General features: G+C 73.6%; 22 protein-coding genes. 13 read left to right on the top strand and 9 right to left on the bottom strand.

Translation table 11 applies throughout. The annotated features are described in order from the left end of the window. Positions 1-75 precede the first annotated feature (75 nt). From AQJ58_RS33100 to AQJ58_RS33085, 4 genes are all read left to right on the top strand, one after another. Positions 76-555, top strand: a complete 480-nt coding sequence (locus tag AQJ58_RS33100; protein WP_067256853.1) for an NUDIX hydrolase — start codon at positions 76-78, stop codon at positions 553-555. 338 nt (positions 556-893) lie between these two features. Continuing rightward, the gene (locus tag AQJ58_RS33095; protein WP_067256852.1) at positions 894-1,721 is read left to right on the top strand and encodes an FAD binding domain-containing protein; all 828 of its coding nucleotides are present in this window, start codon (positions 894-896) and stop codon (positions 1,719-1,721) included. Further along, positions 1,718-4,438: a molybdopterin-dependent oxidoreductase gene (locus AQJ58_RS33090; protein ID WP_067256850.1), complete on the top strand. Its 2,721-nt coding sequence runs from the start codon at positions 1,718-1,720 to the stop codon at positions 4,436-4,438. The genes AQJ58_RS33095 and AQJ58_RS33090 overlap by 4 nt, the downstream gene beginning before the upstream one ends. A 6-nt stretch (positions 4,439-4,444) precedes the next feature. Then, entirely contained in the window at positions 4,445-5,416 is a 972-nt protein-coding gene (locus tag AQJ58_RS33085; RefSeq protein ID WP_067256849.1) for an antibiotic biosynthesis monooxygenase, read from the top strand. Between the two features lie 39 nt (positions 5,417-5,455). Here AQJ58_RS33085 and AQJ58_RS33080 read toward each other — a convergent pair whose 3' ends face one another. The 5 genes from AQJ58_RS33080 to AQJ58_RS33065 all read right to left on the bottom strand — a co-directional run bounded on the left by AQJ58_RS33080 (position 5,456) and on the right by AQJ58_RS33065 (position 11,429). Beyond that, positions 5,456-7,060: a serine/threonine-protein kinase gene (locus tag AQJ58_RS33080; protein ID WP_067256847.1), complete on the bottom strand. Its 1,605-nt coding sequence runs from the start codon at positions 7,058-7,060 to the stop codon at positions 5,456-5,458. A gap of 231 nt (positions 7,061-7,291) precedes the next feature. Next, positions 7,292-8,632 (bottom strand): jacalin-like lectin, encoded by a 1,341-nt coding sequence (locus AQJ58_RS33075; RefSeq protein WP_067256845.1) that lies wholly within the window; start codon positions 8,630-8,632, stop codon positions 7,292-7,294. A 197-nt stretch (positions 8,633-8,829) separates the two neighbouring features. Next, complete coding sequence (locus AQJ58_RS44985) at positions 8,830-8,991, bottom strand: CBS domain-containing protein (protein ID WP_234360370.1); 162 nt, start codon at positions 8,989-8,991, stop codon at positions 8,830-8,832. Continuing rightward, positions 8,979-10,070, bottom strand: a complete 1,092-nt coding sequence (locus tag AQJ58_RS33070) for a hemolysin family protein (protein ID WP_234360369.1) — start codon at positions 10,068-10,070, stop codon at positions 8,979-8,981. Before AQJ58_RS33070 ends, AQJ58_RS44985 begins: the two co-directional genes overlap by 13 nt. A 267-nt stretch (positions 10,071-10,337) precedes the next feature. After that, the gene (locus AQJ58_RS33065) at positions 10,338-11,429 is read right to left on the bottom strand and encodes a GNAT family N-acetyltransferase (RefSeq protein ID WP_067256844.1); all 1,092 of its coding nucleotides are present in this window, start codon (positions 11,427-11,429) and stop codon (positions 10,338-10,340) included. Between the two features lie 187 nt (positions 11,430-11,616). On the opposite strand from AQJ58_RS33065, the gene AQJ58_RS33060 reads away from it, so the two are divergent. Beyond that, positions 11,617-12,117, top strand: coding sequence for an EVE domain-containing protein (locus tag AQJ58_RS33060; RefSeq protein ID WP_199844744.1), 501 nt, complete (start codon positions 11,617-11,619; stop codon positions 12,115-12,117). 299 nt (positions 12,118-12,416) lie between these two features. Continuing rightward, positions 12,417-13,736 carry a hypothetical protein gene (locus AQJ58_RS33055; RefSeq protein WP_234360368.1) on the top strand — a complete coding sequence of 440 codons (1,320 nt, stop codon included), beginning with the start codon at positions 12,417-12,419 and terminating at the stop codon, positions 13,734-13,736. Positions 13,737-13,807: 71 nt separating this feature from the next. Here the strand turns inward: AQJ58_RS33055 and AQJ58_RS43560 are convergent, their stop codons facing one another. Then, on the bottom strand, positions 13,808-13,951 hold the full coding sequence (locus AQJ58_RS43560) for a hypothetical protein (protein ID WP_159056361.1): 144 nt from the start codon (positions 13,949-13,951) through the stop codon (positions 13,808-13,810). Between the two features lie 295 nt (positions 13,952-14,246). Here AQJ58_RS43560 and AQJ58_RS33050 point away from each other — a divergent pair, with 295 nt between their 5' ends. Beyond that, positions 14,247-14,939 carry a response regulator gene (locus AQJ58_RS33050; protein WP_067256842.1) on the top strand — a complete coding sequence of 231 codons (693 nt, stop codon included), beginning with the start codon at positions 14,247-14,249 and terminating at the stop codon, positions 14,937-14,939. Positions 14,940-15,031: 92 nt separating this feature from the next. Here the strand turns inward: AQJ58_RS33050 and AQJ58_RS33045 are convergent, their stop codons facing one another. Together AQJ58_RS33045 and AQJ58_RS33040 are read right to left on the bottom strand one after the other, a co-directional pair. After that, on the bottom strand, positions 15,032-15,454 hold the full coding sequence (locus AQJ58_RS33045) for a pyridoxamine 5'-phosphate oxidase family protein (RefSeq protein WP_067256841.1): 423 nt from the start codon (positions 15,452-15,454) through the stop codon (positions 15,032-15,034). Positions 15,455-15,605: 151 nt separating this feature from the next. After that, positions 15,606-16,070: a Crp/Fnr family transcriptional regulator gene (locus AQJ58_RS33040; RefSeq protein ID WP_067256839.1), complete on the bottom strand. Its 465-nt coding sequence runs from the start codon at positions 16,068-16,070 to the stop codon at positions 15,606-15,608. 138 nt (positions 16,071-16,208) lie between these two features. Here AQJ58_RS33040 and AQJ58_RS33035 point away from each other — a divergent pair, with 138 nt between their 5' ends. From AQJ58_RS33035 to AQJ58_RS33015, 5 genes are all read left to right on the top strand, one after another. Further along, positions 16,209-16,937, top strand: a complete 729-nt coding sequence (locus AQJ58_RS33035) for a DUF429 domain-containing protein (RefSeq protein WP_067256837.1) — start codon at positions 16,209-16,211, stop codon at positions 16,935-16,937. Positions 16,938-17,080: 143 nt separating this feature from the next. Continuing rightward, positions 17,081-17,995 (top strand): universal stress protein, encoded by a 915-nt coding sequence (locus AQJ58_RS33030; protein ID WP_067256836.1) that lies wholly within the window; start codon positions 17,081-17,083, stop codon positions 17,993-17,995. Between the two features lie 652 nt (positions 17,996-18,647). Further along, positions 18,648-19,592 carry a universal stress protein gene (locus tag AQJ58_RS33025; protein ID WP_067257116.1) on the top strand — a complete coding sequence of 315 codons (945 nt, stop codon included), beginning with the start codon at positions 18,648-18,650 and terminating at the stop codon, positions 19,590-19,592. A gap of 25 nt (positions 19,593-19,617) precedes the next feature. Then, a complete protein-coding gene (locus AQJ58_RS33020) occupies positions 19,618-20,640 on the top strand; it encodes a zinc-dependent alcohol dehydrogenase (protein WP_067256834.1) in 1,023 nt (340 codons plus the stop codon). After that, positions 20,637-21,512, top strand: a complete 876-nt coding sequence (locus AQJ58_RS33015) for a universal stress protein (RefSeq protein WP_067256832.1) — start codon at positions 20,637-20,639, stop codon at positions 21,510-21,512. Before AQJ58_RS33020 ends, AQJ58_RS33015 begins: the two co-directional genes overlap by 4 nt. 7 nt (positions 21,513-21,519) lie before the next feature. On the opposite strand, the gene ppk2 is transcribed toward AQJ58_RS33015, so the two are convergent. Next, positions 21,520-22,323: a polyphosphate kinase 2 gene (ppk2, locus tag AQJ58_RS33010; RefSeq protein WP_067256831.1), complete on the bottom strand. Its 804-nt coding sequence runs from the start codon at positions 22,321-22,323 to the stop codon at positions 21,520-21,522. A 158-nt stretch (positions 22,324-22,481) separates the two neighbouring features. Between ppk2 and AQJ58_RS33005 the strand changes: the two genes are divergently transcribed. After that, positions 22,482-22,979, top strand: coding sequence for a flavodoxin domain-containing protein (locus tag AQJ58_RS33005; RefSeq protein WP_067256829.1), 498 nt, complete (start codon positions 22,482-22,484; stop codon positions 22,977-22,979). The last annotated feature ends 52 nt before the right edge of the window (positions 22,980-23,031 follow it).

Raw genomic sequence — 23,031 nt, 5'->3', positions numbered from 1 at the left:
CGGGCGGGGCTTCGGCGCGGGGTCGCCGCCCGGGCGTCGGCCGGCCGGGGGGCCGCTGCGGTTAGGGTCGGTCCCATGCCGACTCCTGAGTTCATCACCGAGATCCGCGCCGTCGCCGGCCACCAGCTCCTGTGGCTCCCCGGCGTCAGCGCCGTCGTCTTCGACGACGAGGGACGCGTCCTGCTCGGACAGCGCGCGGACAACCGCCAGTGGACCGTGATCACCGGCATCCCGGACCCGGGCGAGCAGCCCGCGGACTGCGCCGTGCGGGAGGTCGAGGAGGAGACGGGCGTGCACTGCGTGCCCGAGCGCATCGTCCTGATCCGTTCCGGGCGGCGGGTCGAGTACCCCAACGGCGACCAGTGCCAGTTCATGGACGTCACCTTCCGCTGCCGGGCGGTCGGCGGCGAGGCACGGGTCAACGACGACGAGTCCCTCCAGGTCGGCTGGTTCGAGGTGGACGCCCTCCCGCCGATGCACGAACGCCAGGTGTTCCGCATCAAGCAGGCGCTCTCCGACGAACCCACCTGGTTCGAGACGACACCGGCCGAGTGAGACGTGGGGGCGTGCCCCCGCCCGAGTGGGGCGCCCCTCGCCCGAGTGGAGCGCACGCGAGCGCGGGTGCGGCGCGCGCGTCGGCTCCGGACAGGATGCGGGGGAGCAGCGACAGGGGTACGCCCGGGGCGCGCCCGCGCGGCTCCGGCGTGCGGGCCGGGACGCGCGCGGGCCGGCACCTCGCCCCTCGTGTCCGGTACGGCGATCACCGCCGGGACGCCACCCGCCCACCGCGATAAACTGGGACAAACGTGTCCGTGCCCGCCGTCTTCACGGCCCGGCCGCCCGGACGGTGCGGCATGGCAGCCGCAGGCTGGTCGGGGCAAGGGCGGATGCTCATGGACCTCAACACCATCACCGAGGTGGTCCGACGACCGTCCGACTGGCCGGGTGTCCACTGGCGCGAGGGCGATGCCTGGCTGGCGGGCGGGACGTGGCTCTATTCCGTGGAGCAGCCGGACCTGCGGCGGCTCATCGATCTGACGGCGTTGCGCTGGGACCCGCTCGTCCGGACCGCCGAGGGCCTGGAGATCGGCGCCACCTGCACCATCCGCGACCTGTACGCCTTCCCGTGGCCGCGGGACCGGCCCGTCGGACGCCTCTTCCGGGAGAGCTGCGAGGCCTTCCTGTCCTCGTTCAAGGTCTGGAACGCGGCGACCGTCGGCGGCAACATCTGCATGTCCCTGCCCGCCGGCCCGATGATCACGCTGACGGTCGCGCTGGAGGCGCGGTACGACCTGTGGGCGCCCGACGGCTCGGTCCGCACCGTCGACGCCCTCGACTTCGTCACGGGCGACCACCGCAACGTGCTCGCCCCGGGGGAGATCCTGCGGCGCGTCACCGTACCGGAGCGCGCGCTGCGCGGACGCACCGCGCAGCGGCGTTTCTCGCTGACCCGGCTCGGCCGGTCGACCGTGTTCCTCGTCGGCACGCAACGGCCGGGAGCCGACGACCTGTTGCTCACCATCACCGCAGGTACCACCCGGCCGGTCCGCATGGCCTTCGACCCGCTGCCCGACGCCCGGACGCTGCGGGAGAGCATCGACGCGGTACCGGCCGGTGTCTGGTTCGACGATCCCAACGGAACCCCTGACCACCGCCGTCATCTCACCCGGTACTTCGCCGAGGAGATCCGCCGTGACCTCATGGACGGGGACCTGCCATGACCTACCTCGTGAACGGCGGGGAATTCGACCGGGTGCCGGCCCCCGGCCAGTGCCTGCGCACCTTCCTGCGCGAACTCGGCCACTTCGGGGTCAAGAAGGGCTGTGACGCGGGCGACTGCGGCGCCTGCACGGTGTGGCTGGACGGGGAACCGGTCCACAGCTGCATCACCCCCGCGTTCCGCGCGGAGGGCCGTAGGGTCACCACGATCGAGGGCCTCGGACGGCCCGGCGCCCCGCACCCGATGCAGCGGCAGTTCGAGGACGCGCCGGGGTTCCAGTGCGGGTTCTGCACCGCCGGGATGATCATGACCTCGGCGACCTTCAGCGAGGAGCAGAAGGCCGATCTGCCCAGGGCGCTGAAGGGCAACCTCTGCCGCTGCACCGGATACCGGGCCATCGAGGACGCCGTGCAGGGCGTCGGCGCGGTGGAGAAGGCGGCACCGGGCAGGGCCGTCGGCACGAGTGTCGCCGCCCCCGCGGGGCACGACGTGGTGACGGGGCACGCCGAGTTCACCATGGACACCCGGCTCGACGGCATGCTGCACCTCAAGGTGCTGCACTCGCCCCACGCGCACGCCCGGATCCGCTCGATCGACAAGAGCGCCGCCCTCGCGGTGCCCGGCGTGCAACGGGTCTACACCTGGGAGGACGTGCCGCGCCGACGCTTCACCACGGCGATCCACACCGACCACCTCGTCGACCCGGACGACACCCGCATCCTCGACGACACGGTCCGTTTCGCCGGCCAGCGCGTCGCCGCGGTCCTCGCCGACACCGTCGGGGCGGCCGAGGAGGGCTGCCGTCGTCTCGCGGTCGAGTACGAGGTCCTGCCCGCGGTGTTCGAACCCGAGGCGGCGATGGCCGACGGGGCACCCCGACTGCACGCCTCCGACGACCCGTTCGCCCACGACCTCGCCCGCAACATCCTGCTCGCACTCCATGCGCACATCGGTGACGTCGACGCCGGGTTCGCCGAGGCCGACGTGATCCACGAAGGCACGTACTCCTCCCCGCGGGTCCAGCACGCACATCTGGAGACGCACGGCTCGATCGCCTGGATGGAGGACGGCCGGCTGCACGTCCGCACCAGTTCGCAGTCACCCTCGATCGCGAAGGTCAAACTCGGGTACCTGTTCGCACTGCGCCCCGATCAGCTCAGGGTGTTCTGCAAGCGCGTCGGCGGCGGATTCGGCGGAAAGCAGGAGGTCATCACGGAGGACCTGGTCGCGCTCGCCACGCTGGACACCGGGCGCCCCACCTGCTTCGAGTTCACCCGCGAGGAGGAGTTCACCACGGCCTCGCCGCGGCACCCGATGACCCTGACGGTCCGGCTCGGCGCGAAGACCGACGGCACGCTCACCGCGCTCCAGGTGCGCAACGTCTCCAACACCGGCGCGTACGGCAACCACGGCGGCGAGACCGTGTTCGCGGGCGGCGCCGCGGTCATGCTCTACCGCTGCCCCCACAAGAAGTACGACGCGTACTCCGTCTACACGAACACCGTGCCGAGCGGGGCGCTGCGCGGTTACGGCATGACGCAGCCGGCGTTCGCCGTGGAGTCGGCCATGGACGAACTGGCCCGCGCCCTGCACCTCGACCCGCTGGAACTGCGCCGGCGCAACATCGTGCGGCCGGGCGATCCCCTGATCGCCCTGCACGACGGCCCGGACGACGTGGTGTTCACCGACGACGGACTCGCCGCGTGCATCGACCTGGTGGACGACGCCCTCGCCCGTACGGCCGGCCGGCCACCCCCGCCGGGCCCCGAGTGGCTCGTCGGTGCCGGCACGGCGAGCTCCCTGCACGAGACCGCGCCCCCGACGGAGCACCTCTCGGAGGCCTGGATCACCCTGGGCGACGATCTCATCTACGAACTGGCCGTCGGCACGGTCGAGTTCGGGGAGGGAACTTCCACGGCTCACGTCCAGATCGCGGCCGCTCAACTGGGCACGACACCGTCGCGGATCCGGCTCGTGCAGTCCGACACCGACCGCACGGGATTCGACACCGGAGCCTTCGCCAGCGCGGGCCTCTTCGTGGCGGGCAACGCGGTCCTCAGGGCGGCCGACGCGGTGCGCGACCGCATCCTCCGGTTCGCCGCGGCGTACACGGGCGTCCACGTCGTGTTGTGCACGCTGGACGACGACGGTGTCGTCTGCGGGGACCGGCGGGTGTCGCTCGCCGAACTGATCGCGCTCGCCCGCGGACGCGGGATCCGCTTCACCGCCGCGCGCAAGGCGTACGGCTCACCGCGCAGCGTCACCTCCAACACGCAGGGCTTCCGGGTCGCCGTGCACCGCGTCACGGGGGAGATACGCATCCTGTACAGCGTGCACGCGGCCGACGCCGGCGTGATCGTCAACCCGGCGCAGGTGCGCGGCCAGGTGGAGGGCGGCGTCGCCCAGGGCATCGGCTTCGCGCTGACCGAGAACCACCACGTCGACGACCGTGGCGTCATGGTCAACCCGAACCTGCGGAACTACCGCATCCCCACCTACGCCGACATACCCCGCACCGAGGTCCTCCTGGTGGGCTCGACGGATTCGGTGGGGCCGATGCGGGCCAAGGGGATGGCGGAGTGCTGCATCAACCCGGTCGCCCCGGCGCTCGCCAACGCGGTCCACGACGCCACGGGCGTCCGCTACCGGGCGCTGCCGCTGACTCCGGAACGCATCTATGGCCGGCTCCCCGCGGAGCAGTCGATGCCGGCGGGGTGAGCCACCATGACCACCGAGGAGCACACGTCCGCCGCGGCGACGGCGATCATCGGCCAGAGGGTCCTGCCCGGCATGGAGCGCGCCTACGAGGCGTGGCAGGAGGACCTCAATGCCGCGGCCGCCCGCTACCCCGGCTTCCTCGGCGCCGAGATCTCCCCGCCGACACCGCTGCAACCCGACTGGGTCGTCGTCTACCGGTTCGACTCGGTGGCGCATCTGCAGGCGTGGACCAACAGCGCGACCCGGCAGGCGTATCTCGACACCGGCGCCGCGTACTTCGACGGCCCGGCGACCCAGCAGATCGTCAGCAGCGGCACCCGGTCACCGGATCCGCTGGTCACCGTGGTGGTCACCCACCGGGTCCACCCGGACCACGTCGACGACTTCCTCGACTGGCAGCAGCGCATGGAGCAGGAGGAGAGCAGGTTCGAGGGGTTCCGGGGGACCGAGCTCTTCCGCCCGATCGCGGGGCTCCAGGAGGAATGGACCACGCTGTACCGCTTCGACAGCGCCGAGCACCTCGATGCCTGGCTGACCTCGCGCCGGCGGCAGGAGGTCCTGGCCGAGGGCGAGAAGTTCAGCGACTTCGGACTGCGGACGATCGACAACTCCTTCGGCAGCTGGTTCGCCTTCGGGGACGACGGCAAGGAGGCGCCGCCGCCCTCCGAGACCAGGACCTCCCTCGCCGTGTGGGTCGGCCTGTACCCGACCGTCGTCCTGCTGACGCTGGCGCTGGTCCCGCTGCGCATGCCGCTCTGGATCGGTCTGCTCGTCGGCAACCTGCTGTCGAGCTTCCTCATGAGCTTCCTGACCATGCCCTACTACGTGAACCCGCTCCTCGGGCGATGGCTGCGTCCGCCGCGGGACGAACCGCCGGTGCGGAGCAACCTCCGCGGCCTGGGCGTCATCGCGGTGGTGATGACCTTCTGGGCCGCGGTCTTCTATCTCGTCACGGTCCGCTTCTGGACCCTGCCCTGACCGACGCCCGGTCAGGCGGACCGGGGCAGGGCCACCGAGTCAGGGCGACCGGGTCAGCCGGGACGGCGAGCCCGCCGTCTGGCTGCCCTCGTCCTCCAGCGCGAGGGCGTCGGTACCGGTCTTCGTCAGGGTGTAGACGTTCCCGGGTGTGCAGAGCACGCCGGTGGACGGGTCGGTGGGGCTGCTGGTGGCCGCCTCGAAGACCATGGTCGTGCCGTGGGACTCCTTGAGGCGGAGGGTCTCGGTGCAGCCGATGTCGCGGCCGCTCGCGGCGTCGGTCACCTCGCTGACCTGCCGGCCCACGATCTGGCCCCGTTCCGCGGCGTGGAACGTGACGGTGACGGTCACTTTGCTCGTACGGGCGTTGACGACGCCGTCACCGGCGGAGCTGCCGGGGCCCGTGCCCTGCCAGGTGCCCACCCAGGACGCGGGCAGGGCGTCAGAGGCCGGGGAGGCGGACGGGGAGGACGAGGAGGGAGAGGGGGACCGAGCCGCGGTCCCGTCGTCCTTGCCGTCCTCCGGCCAGATGACCGCCGCGACGACGGCCGCGGCCGCCACGGCGCAGCCGAGTACGGCCGCCGTACGGACGGAGGGCGGACGCCTGCCGAGGGCCGGGCCAGGCGGGGCAGCGATGAGGGGCGGCGGCGCCGGAGGGGGGAAGGGCGCGGGGGCCGGTCCGAATCCCGGCGGCGTGGCGGGGGCGGGGGAGACCGGCCGTTCCGGCACCGGCCGTTCCGGCACGCGCCGTTCCAGCGCCGACCGCAGTGCGGCCTCCCTCGTGGTGATCTCCGCCTCCAGCCCCGCCGGCAGCGAACCGGCCCAGGGATCCCGGTCGCCGCCGAGCCGGAGCAGCAGGTCGTCCGTCGTGGGGCGGGCCTGCGGGGACTTGTGCAGGCAGGCGGCGGCCAGCGGCCGGAGGGCGGCCGGTACGCCGTCCAGCACCGGCTCCTCGTGCACGATCCGGTAGAGGAGCTGTGCCGCCGACGGTTGCTCGCCCGGGCGCAGGAACGGGCTCGTCCCGGTGGCCGCGTAGACGAGGACGGCGCCCAGGGCGAACAGGTCGCCGGGCTCGGCGGAGATCTTGCCGGTCACCTGCTCCGGCGGCATGTATCCGGGTGAGCCGATCACTCCGCCGGTCCGGGTGTGCCGGGTGTCGTCCACGGCGCGGGCGATGCCGAAGTCGATGAGCAGGGGGTGGCGGCGGGCGAGCAGCACATTGGAGGGCTTCAGGTCGCGATGGGAGAGTCCTGCCCGGTGCACCGCCCGCAGGCCCTCGGCGAGTTCCGTCACGAGCGCGCGCACCGCGGGCTCGGGCAGCGGGCCGTGCCGCTCCACCCAGTCGGCGAGGGAGGGGGCGGGGACGTACTCCGTGGCCAGCCACTGCGGTCTGTGTCCGGCGGGGCTGTGGTCGACGACGGCCACCGTCCACGCGGAACGCACCCGCTCACTGCTGGCGATCTCGCGGGCGAACCGCTCCTCGAACCCCCGATCGGCGCCGAACTCGCTCCGTACGGTCTTCAGCGCCAGCGGCCTGCCGGACGCCGTACGGGAGAGGAAGACCTGCCCCATGCCCCCGGCGCCGAGCTGTGCCAGCAGGGGATAGCCGCCCAGCTCCGGAGGGTCCCCGGGCTCCAGACTCCTCATGAACCTCTCCGACTGCCGCCCGGCCGTGGGAAGGCCGTGATCACGTCGTGTCAGCTTACGTCGCGTACAACGGAGACGAACGGCCGGCGGACGGATCGAGGGACCGCCGATCCGTCGGCCGGTGAGGGCCGGGGGCGTGCCCTGGGTGGCCCCCTGTGCAACCCGGGGCCTCGGGGAGAGGTTCTCCCCGAGGCCCCAGGCGGTGGGCGGTGCGTGTGCGGCGGTGGCGGATCAGCGCTGGGTGTAGATGAACCCGACCTTGTCGACCTCGTCGCCGGAGCGGCCGTGGAAGCCGGCGATCTGCCAGCCGCTGGGCGCGGTGCGGGTCACGCAGTCCGAGGTGGTGGTGCCGCCGGCCAGGGTTCGGCCGAGGTTCGTCGTGAACTTGGCGTAGAAGATCCGGGTGTGGCCGTCCTTCTGGGCCTGGCACAGGTACGCCGAGGTCACGTACTCACCGCTGCCCAGGGTGAGCGAGGAGGCGGTGCCGCCGGTCCCGCCGTGGGTGAGGGTGGTGCCGTTCGACAGGGTGACGCTCAACTGGTCGACCCGGGAGCCCGCCCGCAGGGCGATGGTGGAGGCGCGGGCGCCGGCCGGCACGCTGGTGAGGTCGGTGTAGTAGTCGCCGTGCGGACCGCCGTACTGGTCGCTCAGCTGGAAGGCGGGGTTGCGCGACCAGGTGAAGCCGACGGCGATCGGGTCGTGGTCGGAGAGCATCAGCCCGCCGGAGGTGAGGAACTTGGCGTGCTCGTTGTTGTACGTCGTGGCGTTCAGCGAGACGAGCTTGCTGCCCCGGTAGAGGACCTTGTCGACGACCTCGCAGGTGTTGGGGACGGTCGCCCCCGACTGGTCGCAGACCAGGGCGTCGCTGCCCTTGGCGGGCGCCGAGCCGCCGCGGATCAGCTGGACCCAGGCGTCGGTCAGCCCGTTGGCGGCGGCGAACTCGCCGATGGTGTCGCCGGAGCGGGTGTAGCGCGTGTTGGTGTCGCCCATCACCACGACCGCGTTCCCGGCGGAGTGGGTCGAGATGAACGTGGTCAGCTGCGCCAGGTTGTCCGCGCGCGAGGTGAGGTCACCGGGGTTGGTCCCGGCGTTGGTGTGCACGTTGTAGAAGTCGACGTACACCCCCTCGGCGAGCCGCTCGCGCATGAAGGTGAAGCCCTTCGGGGTGAGGCAGTCACCGGAGTCCAGCTGGCAGGAGTTCCACCGCACCCGCTCGAAGTCGTCCGCGTCGTAGGAGATCTTCGACAGCGTGTTGAGCCCGCTGCCGATCCCGGCGCCGCCGCTGGTGGGGGTGCGGTAGGCGTGCGTGGTGTCGCCCGCGTACAGGTAGGCGTGGTAGTTGAAGTCCTCCTGTACATGCACGATGTCGTACGGCGCGGTCCGCTCGCCGATGGTGGTCGTGCTGGACTGGCGGGGCGTCGACGCGCTGGAGAGGGCCTCGGGCAGTCCGGCCACGTTGTAGCTGAGGACGTTGAAGGTGCCCGAGTCGGCGGCCGTGGCGGGCGGGGCGGCCACGGCGAGCCCACCGATGACGGCGGCGGTCGCCGCCAGGCAGGCGAAAAGTCTGCGCATGAAGTGTGTCTCCTGGGGGGAAAGCGGTTGCGGACTAGAATATGGCGGAAGTTACCGCTGGTTACCACATCCGTGTCCAGAGTTTGCCCGCACTTTCGGAGCAGTCGCCGCCCGTACACGGACGATTCGGATTCCCGTCATGAAGCCCGCCGGCGCCCGTCGAGGTGCCCGGGCTCAGACCGCCTGCGTGCCCGGACTCAGACCGCCTGCGGATGCAGCAGCCGGGCCAGCAGGTCGTCGAGCGTGACCAGGCCGGTGAGCCGGCCCGTCTCGTCCCGGACCACGGCCAGTGAGGCCCGCCGGCGCCGCAGTTCCTCGATGGCGTGACCGACCGTGTCCCGCTCGGTCAGCTCCGGCACGGGCCGCGCCAGGTCGGCCGCGGTGACCCGCCTCCCCCGGGCGCGGGCGACCAGCGCGTCGCGGGCGTGGACCGAGCCGACGACACGGTCGCCGTCCCGTACGAGGAGCCGGTTGCGGTCGTGCGCGGCGGCGATCGCGACGACGGTGTCGCTCTCGTCGGCGATGTCGCCGACAGCGGGAGCGTGTCCGGCAGCAGCAGGGGCGGCCGGGCCACCGCCCCGGCGGTGGTGCCGGCCAGTCGGTCGGCGGGCAGCGCCAGGAGGTCCCGTACGCCGAGCACACCCGCGACGTCGTCGGGGTGGTCGCCGAGGACCGGGTAGGTGGAGTGGCCGTACCGGGAGATGAGGCCGATCGCGTCCGCGGCGGAGGCCTCCCCGCGGACGAACACGGCATCAGCGCGCGGCACCATCACCTCGTGCAGGGTGCGCTCGGAGAACTCCAGGGCGTGGTCCAGCAGGGCGGCGGTGTCCTTCGGCAGCTCACCCTGCTTCCGGGACTCGCCGATCAGATGGCCCAGTTCCTCCGGGGTGGCACCGTGGTGCAGCTCCTCGACCGGTTCGATGCCCGCCTTGCGCAGCAGCCCGTTCGCCGCTCCGTCGAAGACGCGCACCAGGGGGCCGACGGCCTTCAGATACGCCAGCGTCGATCCGGCGAGCGACTTCGCCAGCCGCTCCGGCACGGCGATGGCCAGGTTCTTCGGCGCCAGCTCGCCCAGCACCATCTGGACGACGGTGGCACCCACGAAGGCGAGCACCACGGAGATGCCGCCGGCCGCGGCGTCGGGGACGCCGAGTCCGGACAGCGCCGGCTCCAGCAGCGCGGACACCGACGGCTCCGCGAGGAAGCCGACCACCAGGCCGGTGACGGTGATGCCGAGCTGGGCGCCCGACAGCATGAACGACAGGCGCTCCAGCACCCGCAGCGCACGGGCGGCTCCGCGGTCGCCCGCCTCGGCGTCCCGGGCGAGGGTGAGACGGTCGGCGGAGACGTAGGCGAACTCCTGCGCGACGAAATAGCCGGTGCCGGCGGTCAGGAGGAGAACGGCCAGCAGGCCGAGCACGGCGCTCGTGGCACTCACGCGCCCTCACCTCGCCGTGAGCCGTGGGTGCCGTGGCCGGCGTGGTCGGGAAGGCCCTGGCGGGATGGTCGGGGACCGTGCCCCGAGGGGTCCGTCGAACTGGCGGACTACTCTCTCGCTCCTCCGGTCGCGGTGTGAGGGAGGAACGATTCCGGCCACGAGGGGGTTCCCGCCTGCCGTGGAACGCGGTCGGCTCCGCCGTCATCTTCTACATTACTGTAGATACCAGTGGGGGTGCCGCGCCGTGCGCCGGAGGCACGCGTCCGGTCACCGGTGCCGCAGGGTGCCTACCGCCCTCAGGAAGCGGACCGCCCCGTTCTTCAGGGCCGGGTGGGAGCGCACCAGCTGGTGCGCGGCGCGCACGGGCTCGTGGCGCAGCCAGTGCAGGGCCGCGGCGGGGCCCGCCGTCCGCAGGGCCCCTTCGTGGACCAGGAGGTCCCCGGTCTTGAAGGAGTTCTTGTACGGGGCCTCACCCCGGCCGAAGTCCACCAGCCGGATGCCGGACTCGGCGGCGGCCTCGATCATCCGCAGATAGAGGATGCGGCCCGGCGAGTACGCCGCGAGGGCCCGGTCGTACGAGGGGAACCAGCAGGACAGGACCGTGCGCGAGCGCAGGCCGAAGTGGGCGGCGACGGGCCGGCCGGCCGCGTAGAGCACCGACAGCGTCCCCGAGCAGTCCGCCGCCCGGGTCGCGGCGAGGCCGTCCACCAGCCGGGCGATCCACGGCTGGGCGAAGGGGTCGCGTCGGCCGGTGCGGCGGTAGTGGGCGGATTTCCAGGCGACCAGTGTGCGCAGGGCCGCGGGACTCCGGTCGTCGTGGACGAAGCGGACCGGCCCGATGTTCCGGCCGAGCCGCCGTTCCTGGGCCCGCGCCGTCTTGAGGAAGCTGCGGGCATGGGCCCGCAGATGCTGCTCGTAGTGCGCGAACCCGTGCGCGAGGTCCACGACCGGGGACGCGAACTGGCCCGTCGCGTACGGCAGGAAGAGGTCCTGGCCGCTTTCGAGGTGGTTGAACTCCCAGGTGTTCAGGGCGCAGGCCCGCATCAGCTGGTGCGGATCCAGGCGCAGGCCGGGGTCCAGGACCGCGCCCTGGCAGTCGGAGACGCCCAGTCCGACGGCCCGGCCGCAGCCCAGGCGGCCTCGCTGGTACGGGAAGTAGCCGACCGTGCGGCCGTTGCGGCGCAGGACCGCCACCCGCGTGTCGTGCCGCACCCGGCCGACGGCCTGGCTGAACTGGGCACTCATGAACGGGTTGGCGGCGGTCGTGGTCGCGGCCCGCAGGTCGTTCCAGTGGTCGAGGTCTGCGGCGGTCAGATCACGGGGGTGCACGATGGAGATACGCGGCGCGGTGGTGGTCATGGCGTCTCCATCGTCGACGAGACGCGCAGGTCAGGCGCCCGGAACGGGAAAACCGGCCCATGTGAACGTTCAGCCGAGGACTCACGGGGACGAGTGAATCGCCCCGGGCGGAAAACATGACGGGACGTGTCAGGTAAGGCGGCCACCATGGGCGCGCCAGGACGGCATTCCGAGGTGAGGAGTTCCCGTGCACAGTCTGCAGACCGTCATCCCGCTGGGGTGCGGGGAAGCGCCGGCCCGCGAGGAGGCCGTTGCGCCGGAGCGGGCCTGGCTCGGTGTGGTGTCGGCCGACCACGCCCGCCGAGCGAGCCGGTACGGCTGGATCCAGCTCAACCACGGCGACCGCCGCAACCTCGTCCGGCTGCGCCGGGGAGACGGATTCGTCTTCTACTCGCCCACCGAGCACAGGGGCGGCCGGGAGAAACTGCGCGCCTTCACGGCGCTGGGGACCGTCGCCGACGATGAGCCCCGTCTCGCCGACGAGGTGGTGGACATGGGCGAGAGAGGCACCCTGCGGCCCTGGCGGCGGACCGTCGACTTCCTGCCGGTGCACGCCGTCGCCCTGCACGCCGTCACCCACGAGTTGCTCCTGACCCGGGACCGGAACTGGGGCTACCAACTACGTTTCGGGCTGGTGCCGCTGGCGGTGGCGGACTTCGAGGTGCTGCGCGGCGCGATGGAGCGGTGAGGGACGGGCACACCGGCGGCCGTAGGAGCGCGCCGGGGCGCTCCGGCGCCGGGCGAGGGCCGACCGCGCCGCAGACCCCCGCTTTCTCCCCGCTTTCTCCGGCGACGCCCGCCTCCTTCTCCGACGCCCGCCTCCTTCTCCGACGCCCGCTTTCCCCTCCAGGGCCCCGCACCGCTTCCTGCTTCGGGGCCCGCACCGGCTCCTGCTTCGGGGCCCCGCACCGCCGCGCCCCTCCGAGCCCCCGACCTCCTCCGTCGCCTCCCCGGGCGTTGTCAGTGGTCCGGAGGAGGATGTCGATCATGATGTCGCCGCTGACCTCGCCGCTGACCCTGCCCGCTTCCCTGATGGCCGCCCGTCGGGTCGATCCCGCCGGTGACGGGTGGAGGTTCGTCACCCATCACGCGGTGGGCACGCCCGCGGGGGACACCTACGTGCTGTCCGGGGCGAGGCGCTATCGATGGGAGGCCGAGGGGGCGACGGACCCCGCCGAGCAGAACTTCGGCTGTCGGCTCCTCACCCGTTACGGCACCGACGGACGGCCCGTCGCCGTCGCCCTGTACGGACAGCCGCGGCCGGACGGGACGCCCTCGGCGGTCGAGGAAGGCACCGACCCGACGCTGGCGGTCCTCCCGGACGGGACCGTCGCCGTCAGCTCCAAGCCGGGCAGCACCCATCTGATCTCCGCGGACCTGAGCCGCGTCCTGGCCTCCTGGCGGATGCCCTGGGGCTGGCAGGAGGAGAAGGAGCGCAACGGCGACCCCTACGCCGCGTCGATATCCGTCACGCCCTCGGGCCGGCTGCTGTGCGTGACGTCCGAGTACGGGCTGAGCGACCTCGCCGGCGCCCACCCCAACATCGTCGCCCTCTCCGAACCCGGCGAGCGCCTCGCCCCGGGCTCCAGGGCCACGCTGCGGGCCCTCGCCACGCACGACGCGCGCACCGAACGGCAGACCGACGCCGACCTCTACGCCCACGTCCGCCACCGGGGCGCGCCGGTGGGCCGCGGCAACCGCCCCTCGCCCTCACTGACCGAGATCGTGTCCCGGGACTTCGGCCGACCCTTCGACTACCGCGACTGCACGCTGGGACGGCCGGCGGCGCTGGGCGACGACCTGTTCGTCGTCCCCGTCTTCGGGCGCCTGCACCGCTCCGGCAACCGGGGTCAGGTCTTCACCTTCGCGCTCCTCGACGACCGGGGCGCGGTCCGGGGCCGTCTGGAGGGGCTCCACCGGTACGAGGACAGTCCGTTCACCGGCTTCTGCTTCACCGTGGTCGGCGATCCGTACCGCGCCCGCGCCTTCCACCTCAACCGCTTCGGCCTGTACGCGTGGAGCGCCGACGGCCGGCTGCGCTCGCGGATGTCCACCGAGGACAAGCCGTACAAGGCGCTCACCCACTTCACCCTCCTGGAGGCCACGCCCGCCGGTGAACTCCTCCTCGCCCACCGGGGGCAGCACCTGCTGCTCCGCGTGCCCGTCCCCGAGGACCTCGACGGCCTCGCGGCCGCGGTGGAGGCGGCCCTGAAGAGCTACGCCCGCGGGCGTACGGCGTGGAAGAAGGAGTACGCCCCGGTGAACTGGCACTGGGTCGACGGCTCCGCCCGGGTGCACCACCTGTGAGGCCGCGGGCCGGGAGCCGTCGTGCACCCGAGCGGCCGGGGAGCGCACGGAGCCGTCGGCGGGGCCCGTCCTCACGGGGTCGGGGCGGGCAGCCACAGGTCGGGGCCGAAGACCTCGTACCGGATCCGCGCGGCCGGGACGCCGACGCGCAGCAGAGCGCCCCGGACCTCCCGTCTGAAGGGCAGGGGGGCGCCGTCCCGGCCGGGGTGCCGCATCCCTGTCCAGCGGCCGAAAGCCGGGATGCCGGGCCCGATCGGCCGTCCGCGGCGAAGAGGGGACCAACGGCCCCACCGGTCCGGGGACATCGGCCCGGCGGGCGTCCCGGCCGCCGGGACGTACGGCGGGCCACCACCGCCCTTCGGCCCGGGGACCCGGCGCAGTAGGGCCGACCGGCCCTGGCCCCGCGGGCCCGGATGACGCAAGATCTCCGTAAGGCCAGGACCGGTCCCGCCCCCGCTGCGGGGCGGAGCCGCCCGAGGCGTCCCACGGTACGAACGAGGAGCGATTCCGATGGCGGACGGCGAGCGTCCCGAACCCGAGAGTCCGATCCGGGTCTTCCTGCTGGACGACCACGAGGTGGTCCGGCGCGGGGTGCGCGACCTGCTGAACGACGAGCCCGACATCACCGTGGTCGGCGAGGCGGCCACCGTGGAGCAGGCTCTCGTACGGGTGCCCGCGCTGCGGCCGCAGGTGGCCGTGCTCGACGTACGGCTGCCGGACGGCGACGGCGTGACCGTCTGCCGTGAGCTGCGGTCGAGCATGCCGGAGCTGGTCTGTCTGATGCTGACCTCGTTCGACGACGAGGAGGCCCTGCTCGACTCGATCATGGCCGGCGCCTCCGGCTATGTGCTGAAGCAGATCCAGGGCACCGACCTGGTCTCCGCCGTCCGCACCGTGGCCGCCGGGCAGTCGCTGCTCGACCCCAGCGCCACCACCCGGCTGATGGCCCGGCTGCGCCAGGGCCAGGAGCCCGAGCCCGAGCCGGACGCCCTGCCGGGCCTGACGGAGCGTGAGCGCGAGATCCTGGCGCTGATCGGCGAGGGGCTGACCAACCGGCAGATCGGGCAGCGGCTGTACCTTGCCGAGAAGACGGTCAAGAACCACATCTCCCGGCTGCTCGCCAAGCTCGGCGTGGAACGGCGCATCCAGGCCGCCGTCATCGCCACGCAGGCCCAGGACCGGGTCCGGCAGAAGGGGCAGTGAGGCAGTAGCGGGACCGACTCCCTCGGCGCACCCGCGCGCACGCTCCGTCCGGTACGGCAAGGGACCCGTGAGCCCTTGCCGTACCGCTGTGCTCAGGCGCTGTACCGGGCCCCGATCACCTCGCGACCGGTGACCATGCCGGGCTCGATCCTGACGAAGACGCCGTCCCTGATCGGCATCCACGAGGTGGGACCGCTCGCGGACAGCCGGTCGTGCTCGGCCGGGTCGGTCACCACGGCCGCCTGCCCCGTGACGACGACGCTCCAGCCCGACTGGGTCGCCGCGTGCCACTCGTCCGCCTGGAAGGCGACCACGACGCCGTCGATCGCACGGACCAGGTCGGAGGCGGCCGAGGTGCGCAGCACGACGGAGGCGTCCGGGTCGAGGGTGAAGTTCACGGGGAGGACCGCGGGCAGTGCGTGTCGGGTGTACACGACACGGCCGACCGGCACCTTCGCCAGCAGGCGCAGGCACTCCTGCCGGTCGAGCGCGCGAAAGGCATCGTTCTGAACCATCTGTCCATCGTGGGACGTGCGCTGGGGTCCCGGTAGGGCCGGACGGCCTGTTCTGGGCGGGGAACAGGGACGGCCGACCGGAGACGGGAGGGCACGCGGAAGGGGCCCCGCGTCACGACCGTCGCGGGGTCCCTTCGGGCGGGGTGCGGGATCAGACGGCGCCGACGGCGCCCCACGGGGCGTACAGGTCGAGCAGCCGGGTGCGGGTGGAGCGCAGCCGGTGGGCGAGGACGTCCCCGACCCACTGGCCGACGGCCCGGCCCAGCTCCGGGTCCTCCTCGCACATCATGCGGACGGCCGTGGCGTCGAACTCGTACGCCCGCACGGGCGTCGCCGCCTCCGCGCCCAGGTGCCAGACGTGGGGCGTGAACAGCCAGGACCAGCCGACGAGTTCGTTGTGCCGCAGGGACTCGATGACGGCCGCGCGGCGGCCGGGCACATGCATGTCGAGTTCGACGGTGCCCGTACGGACGATCCAGAACCGGTCGGCCCGGCCGCCCTCCTCGAACAGCCGCGTCCCCTGCGGGAAGGACACCTCGCGGGCGACACGCAGCAGCCGCTCACGGTGCTTGGCGGGCAGGGCGCGCAGCATGCTGGGCGCAGGGATGTCGATCATGGCGTGCCTCCGGGCTGGTCGGCGGGATCTGCCATGTCCAGCATGTTCCCGGCGCCCGCGGGCGGACCATGGGCCCTCCGGCACCCGGCGCGGGCCGGTCGGCCCCGGCCCCGGTCCCGGACCGGGCATCCTGACGGCATGCGCACCGTCGGCGTGGACCTCTCCGCGCGCCCCCGTCGTACCGCCGTGTCCGTGATCGACTGGTCCGGGGGGCGTGCCGTCGTGCACGCCCCGGTGCTGCGCTGCGCGGACGAACGCCTGCTGGAGCTGCTCACCGGCCTGGGGGAGGGGGACCGGGCCGGCGTGGACTGTCCCTTCGGCTGGCCCGTCGCCTTCGTCGAGGCGATGGCCGCCCACGCCGCACCGCACCCCGACTGGCCGGGCCGGGACACCGAGGGCGACGACGACCTCCGCGCCCTGCGCTACCGCCGCACCGATCTGCTCGTCGCCCCGCACGCCCCGCGCTTCCCGCTGTCGGTCTCCTTCGACAAGCTCGGCTCCGTCGCCGCCCGCTGGGCCCGCCTCCAGGCCCGGCTGGCCCGGCTCGGCCACCCGGTGGACCGCACGGGGGCCGGCCGGGTGGCGGAGGTGTATCCCGCCGCCTCCCGTCATCGGTGGGGCCTGCCCCTCGGCACCGTGGACGAACTGACCTCCGCCGCGCCCTGGCTGTACCTCTCCGGCCCGGCACGGCTGACGTACGCCTCCGACCGGGACGCCTACGACGCGCTCATCGCCTCACTGACCGCCCGCGCGGTCGGTGTGGGGCGCACCACGTGGCCCACCGCCGAGGATGCGGGCCCCGCACGCACCGAGGGCTGGATCCACCTCCCGGCCCCGGACTCCCTCCCCGGCCTGCTGCACGACTGACGGCACGCCCAGTCCGTATCTGACGGGTCGTCACTTGAGGGCCATGACAGGGCCGTTCGGTCCCCGGCAGGGACCTCAGGCCCCTGCCGTCCCGGAGGCACCGCGCCGGAGACTCGCGGTGCATCCCCCAAGGAGGTCTGCACATGTCCGTCATCACCGTCGGTCTCGACGGCTCGCCCGAGAGTCTCGCCGCCGCGGACTGGGCCGCCCGCGAGGCGGCCCAGCAGGAGGCACTCCTGCGGCTCGTCCACGCCGAGGAACCGGTGGTCCCCCTGTACGCGCCGCTCGGCGGCATCCCCGCCCCCGGGGTGCTCGCCGGGCAGCGCGACTGGGCCGCGCGCCTGCTCCGGGAGACGGAGTCCCGGCTCGTGCTGCGCCGCCCCGATCTGCGGATCACCGCCGAGGAGACCCGGCAGGAGGCGGTGCCCGCCCTGCTGTCCGCCGCCTCGCATGCCGACCTGCTGGTCCTGGGGTCCCGCGGCCTCGGCACGGTCACCGGGTTCCTCGTCGGCTCCGTCGCCCAGGCCGTCGTGGCGCGCTCCGAGCGGCCCGTCGTCCTCGTCCGGGCCGGGGAGCGCGCCGAGGACGAGCATCTGCCGGACGCCGCCGGAGCCGCCTCCGAGACCACGCCGTACCGCGACGTGGTGCTCGGCCTGGACGTCGCCGACCCGGCCGCCGCGGTGATCGAGTTCGCCTTCGAGGCCGCCCGCCGCCGCGTCGCGAGGCTGCGGGTCCTGCACGGCTGGAACCCGGCGGCCGTCTACGGTTACGGCGCCGTCCTGGACGCCGGTCTCAACGCCGAGCTGGCGGCGGAGGCGCGGCAGGGGCTGACCGAGGCCCTGCGGCCGTGGCGGGACAAGTTCCCCGGTGTCGAGGTCCGGGAGCAGGCGGTCGTGGGCGGCGCCGGCCGCCATCTGGTGCACGCCTCCCGGGACGCCGCCCTGGTCGTCGTGGGCCGCGCGCGTCGCCGCACCCCGGCCGGCGGCCGCATCGGCCCCGTCACCCACGCCGTCCTGCAACACGCCTCGGCACCGGTCGCGGTGGTCCCGCACGACTGACGACGCCCCCCGCCCGGCCCACCCCGGGTCACCGGCTCCCGCCGTCCGGGCCTCGGGGGCGTCGGCCGGGTTGGTCGGCTCCTGCCGTCGGGGCCTTGGGCTGCGGGCGGGCGCCCTGGCACGGTTCGACAGCGCAGGCGCCGGATCGAGTCGGGTGGGCGGTCGGAGCTTGCCCGGGCTTCGGTCTTGTGCCGCCCGGCCTCGTGCGGGAGGTGCGCCATGCCGTCGGGGTTCGTCGGCCGGGCGGGCGGGCTTTTCCGGGGGTGCCGGGCCTTGCCGTTGGGCCGCGGTGGATGGCGGTGCCGCGTCCGGTCCGGTGGGCGGTCGGAGCTTGGCGGGGCTTCGGTTGTGTGTCGTCCGGCCGGGTGTGGGAGGCGGCACGTCGTCGGGGTTCGTCGGCCGGGCGGGCGGACCCTTCCCGGGGCACCGGCTTCTGCCGCCCAGGCCCCGGGCGGAAGGCGCCGCGTCGAGTCGGCCGGGCGACCGGACCGTCCCGGGGCGCCGGCCCCGGCCGCTCGCACCTCGCCCTGAGGGCGCCACAACCGTCCGGGGCCGGGACCGTCGGGCCCCACCCGGGACCACCGGCCCCTGCCGCCGCGGATCCCGGAGAACCACGCTGGAATCGGATCCCTTGTCCCAGGAGGTGGAGATCATGCTCCGCACTGTCACCGCAGGCCTCGACGGCTCGCCCGAGAGCCGGGCCGCCGCCGAGTGGGCGGCCCGCGAGTCGGCCCTGCGCAGCCTGCCGCTGAAGCTCGTCCATGTCTGGGAGCCGGTGCCGGAGCCGATGGCCCAGGCCCCGCTCCTCGGCGCGGAGACCCAGCAGCACTGGACCGAGCGAAGCGAGATGGGGGTACCCCCGGCCGAAGGCTGGGGGAGCATCCCGCGCGAGGCCGCCGAGGGCATCGCCCTGCGCCACCCCGGCCTCGAGGTGATCACCGAGCAGCTCTACGGCCACCCCGCGGACGTGCTCCCCGAGGCGGCGAAGGACGCCGACCTGCTCGTCCTCGGCTCGCGCGGCCTCAGCGGCCCGGGCGGATTCATCGTCGGCTCGGTCGGCCTGTCGGTCGTCGCGCACGCCGAGCGTCCCGTGGTGCTGGTGCGGGCGCTGCAACAGGCCGCCGACGAGCACGAGCCGGACCCGGTCGGCATCCCGTCCGCCGCGACGCCCTTCCGGCCCGTGGTCCTCGGGCTCGACACCGCGCACCCGGACGAGACGCTCATCGCGTTCGCGTTCGACGCCGCCCTGCGCCGCGAGACCGCGCTGCGGGTCGTCCACGCCTGGAACCCGCCGCCGTACTACGCCTACGGCACCCCCGCCAACCCCGCCCTGCACGAGGCACTGGCCCTCAGCGCCGCCGAGGATCTCGCCAAGGCGCTCAGCCCCTGGCGGACCAGGTTCCCGGGCGTGGAGACCGTCGAGGTCACCCGCTACGGCAGCCCCTCGGTCCATCTCGTTGACGCCTCGCGCGAGGCCTCCCTCGTCGTCGTCGGCCGGCGGGCCCGCCGCAACCCGGTCGGCAGCCACATCGGCCATGTCACCCACGCGGTCCTGCACCACGCCACCGTCCCCGTCGCCGTGGTCCCCCACGACTGACGCGTCACCCACAGGAGTTGACCCCATGAAGGCAGCAGTCGTCCGAGCGTTCGGCGAGCCGCTGGTCATCGAGGAGCGCCCCGACCCCGAACCGGGTCCCGGTCAGGTCCGGGTCCGGGTGGAGGCCTCCGGGCTCTGCCACACCGACATCCACGCCGCGCACGGAGACTGGCCCGTGAAGCCGAGCCCGCCGTTCGTGCCGGGTCACGAGGGCGTCGGCCTGGTCGAGAAGCTCGGCGAGGGCGTCACCCACCTCGCCGTCGGACAGCGTGTCGCCGTGCCGTGGCTGGGCACGGCGTGCGGACGCTGCGAGCACTGTCTGTCGGGCTGGGAGACCCTGTGCGAGCAGCAGGTCAACACCGGTTACGGCTGTGACGGCGGGTACGCTGGGAAGATGCTGGCCCGGGCCGACTTCGCGCAACCCGTGCCCGACGGCGTCAGCCCCTTCGACGCCGCCCCGCTGACCTGCGCGGGCGTCACGACGTACAAGGCGCTGAAGGTCGCCGGCGTGCGGCCGGCGCAGCTCGTCGCGGTGTCCGGCGTCGGCGGGCTCGGCCATCTCGCCGTGCAGTACGCGAAGATCGCCGGCGCCACCGTCGCCGCGATCGACGTCACCGACGAGAAGCTCGACCTGGCCGCCGAGCTCGGCGCGGACATCCTCGTCGACGCCCGCAAGGACGACGTGGGCGAGGTGCTCAAGCGGTACGGCGGCGCCCACGCGGCGATCGCGCTGGCCGTGGACGAGGCCGCCTTCTCCGCCGTCCATTCCGGTCTGCGGCGCGGCGGCAAGCTGGTCATGGTCGCCCTGCCCGCGCACGGCACGGTCCGCCTTCCCATCTTCGACACGGTCCTGGGCGGCACCTCCGTCATCGGGTCGATCGTCGGCACCCGCCAGGACCTCGCCGAGGTGTTCCAGCTGCACGCGGCCGGCCGCACCCGGGTCATCCACGAGATCCGCCCGCTGGAGAGCGTCAACGAGTCGATCGAGGCCGTGCTGCGCGGTGAGGTCAAGGCCCGGATCGTCTTCGACCTCGGGGCGCACCGGTGACGACCGGCGAACGGCCGGTCGTGGTCGGCGTGGACGGCTCCGCGCCGAGCCTGCACGCCGTGGACCGGGCCGCCGACGAGGCCGCGCTGCGCCGGGTGCCGCTGCGGGTGGTGTACGCCTCCCTCTGGGAGCGCTACGAGGGCACGGCGCTCGCCGGCGACCACAAGCCCGCCGAGGAGGTCAGGGCCGACGACATCGTGGCGGTGGCCGCCCGCCGGGCCCGCGAGCGGCGGCCGGAGCTTGCGGTGTCGGCCGAGGTGGTCGCCGAGGAGCCCGAGTACGTCCTGGTGCGGGAGGGGCGCGCCGCCTCCGCGCTGGTGCTCGGCACCCGGGGCCGCGGCAGCGTCCGCGAGCTGCTCCTCGGCTCCGTCAGCCTCGCCGTGGCCGCGCACGCGCACTGCCCGGTGATCGTGGTCCGCGGCGCCGGCGACGGCGTCGGCGCGGGGACCCACGGCCCGGTCGTGCTGGGCGTCGGAGCGCACGGCAAGGACTCGGCGGCGGTGCGCTTCGCCGTCGCGGAGGCGCGGCTGCACCGGGTGCCCCTGGACGCCGTACGGGCTTGGCGCTGCCCCGCGAGGGAGAGCGTGGAGCACCCCCTGCTGAGCGGGGAGCCGGCGCGCCTGCACGAGGAGCACGCCGCCGAGGCCCTGGAGGAGGCCCTGGCGGACGTCCCGGCCGACGTCGAGCTGCGCCGCCGTACCGTCGAGGGCCCGGCCCGTGACGTCCTCCTCGACGCCGCCCGGGACGCCGGCCTGCTGGTGGTCGGCGCCCGGCGCACCCACGGCCACCTCGGGCTCCAGCTCGGCCGGGTCGCCCACGGGGTCCTGCACCGGGCGGCCTGCGCCGTCGCGGTGGTGCCCGAACCGGAGTGATGGGCGCTCAGAGAGCCGCCGCGTGATCGGGGACGTACGTCCGCAGATCGCGCGGCGAGCGCTGGTAGCCGGTCGACGGCGGCCGCTGCGGCAGCTCCAGCACCGGCGGCGGCACCTCGTGGTACGGCACCGTCGACAGCAGATGGGCGATCATGTTCAGCCGGGCCGCGCGCTTGTCGTCGCTCTCGACGACGTACCAGGGCGCCTCGGAGATGTCGGTGTGCACCATCATCTCGTCCTTCGCCCGGGAGTACGCCTCCCAGCGGCTGATCGACTCCAGGTCCATCGGCGACAGCTTCCAGCGCCGCAGCGGGTCCTCCAGCCGGCGCCGGAACCGATCCTGCTGCTCGGTGTCGCTCACCGAGAACCAGTACTTCCGCAGCAGGATGCCGTCCTCGATCAGCATCCGCTCGAAGATCGGGCACTGGCGCAGGAAGAGCTCGTGCTCCTCCTTCGAGCAGAATCCCATCACCTGCTCGACGCCGGCCCGGTTGTACCAGGACCGGTCGAACAGCACGATCTCCCCAGCGGCCGGCAGATGCTCGACGTACCGCTGGAAGTACCACTGGGTGCGCTCGCGCTCGGTCGGCTTCGGAAGCGCTGCGATCCGGGCCACGCGCGGATTGAGGTGCTCGGCCACCCGTTTGATCGTGCCGCCCTTGCCGGCCGCGTCCCGCCCCTCGAAGACCACCACCAGCCGGACGCCGTTCGCCCGCACCCATTCCTGGAGCTTCACCAACTCCGTCTGGAGACGCAGCAGTTCCTTCTCGTACACCTTGCGCGGCAACTCCGCCGCCTTCTTGCCGGACATGGACGTCACGCTACCCGCCCGGGCGCCGGCCGGCGGGACCATCGGCGCGGGCAGGGGCCGACCGGCCCCTGCCCGCGCACGTCGCCGCGCGCGACGATCGAAGGGTCCCGCGCGGTGTCGTCGGACGCGGGAGCCGATCGTGGAGGAGGCGAACCGTCATGGCAGACAAGGTGCTGGTCACGTACGGGACGACCAACGGTTCGACGGCGGAGATCGCCGAAGCGGTGGCCGACGTACTGCGCAAGGGCGGGCTGTCCGTCGAGGCGCGCCCGGCGCGCGACGTCGCGAGCGTGGCCCCGTACGACGCCGTGGTGGTCGGCGGCGGGCTGTACGCCGGGCGCTGGCACAAGGACGCCCGCCGGTTCGTGCGGCGCCACCGCCGGACGCTGGCCGGACGCCCCGTCTGGCTCTTCAGCAGCGGCCCGCTGGACCCCTCGGCGTCCGAGCGGGACATCCCGCCCGTACGGGGGGTGCGGCGGGCGATGACGGGCCTGGACGCCCGGGAGCACATCACGTTCGGCGGGTGCCTCGAAGAGGGGGCCAAGGGCCGGGTGGCCAGGATGATCCTGCGCTCGGGCAAGGGCGGCGACTACCGGGACTTCGCCGCGATCGAGACCTGGGCGGACGGGATCGCCCGCGAACTGAACCGCTCGTAGGGCGTTTCGACCCATCGCCGCATCGCCGCATCGCCGCATCGCAGCATCCACA

The sequence above is a fragment of the Streptomyces sp. DSM 15324 genome (assembly GCF_001514285.1).
GTDB lineage: Bacteria > Actinomycetota > Actinomycetes > Streptomycetales > Streptomycetaceae > Streptomyces.
Note: the sequence above shows the minus strand (reverse complement) of the source record. Positions and strands in the feature narration are given on the sequence as shown.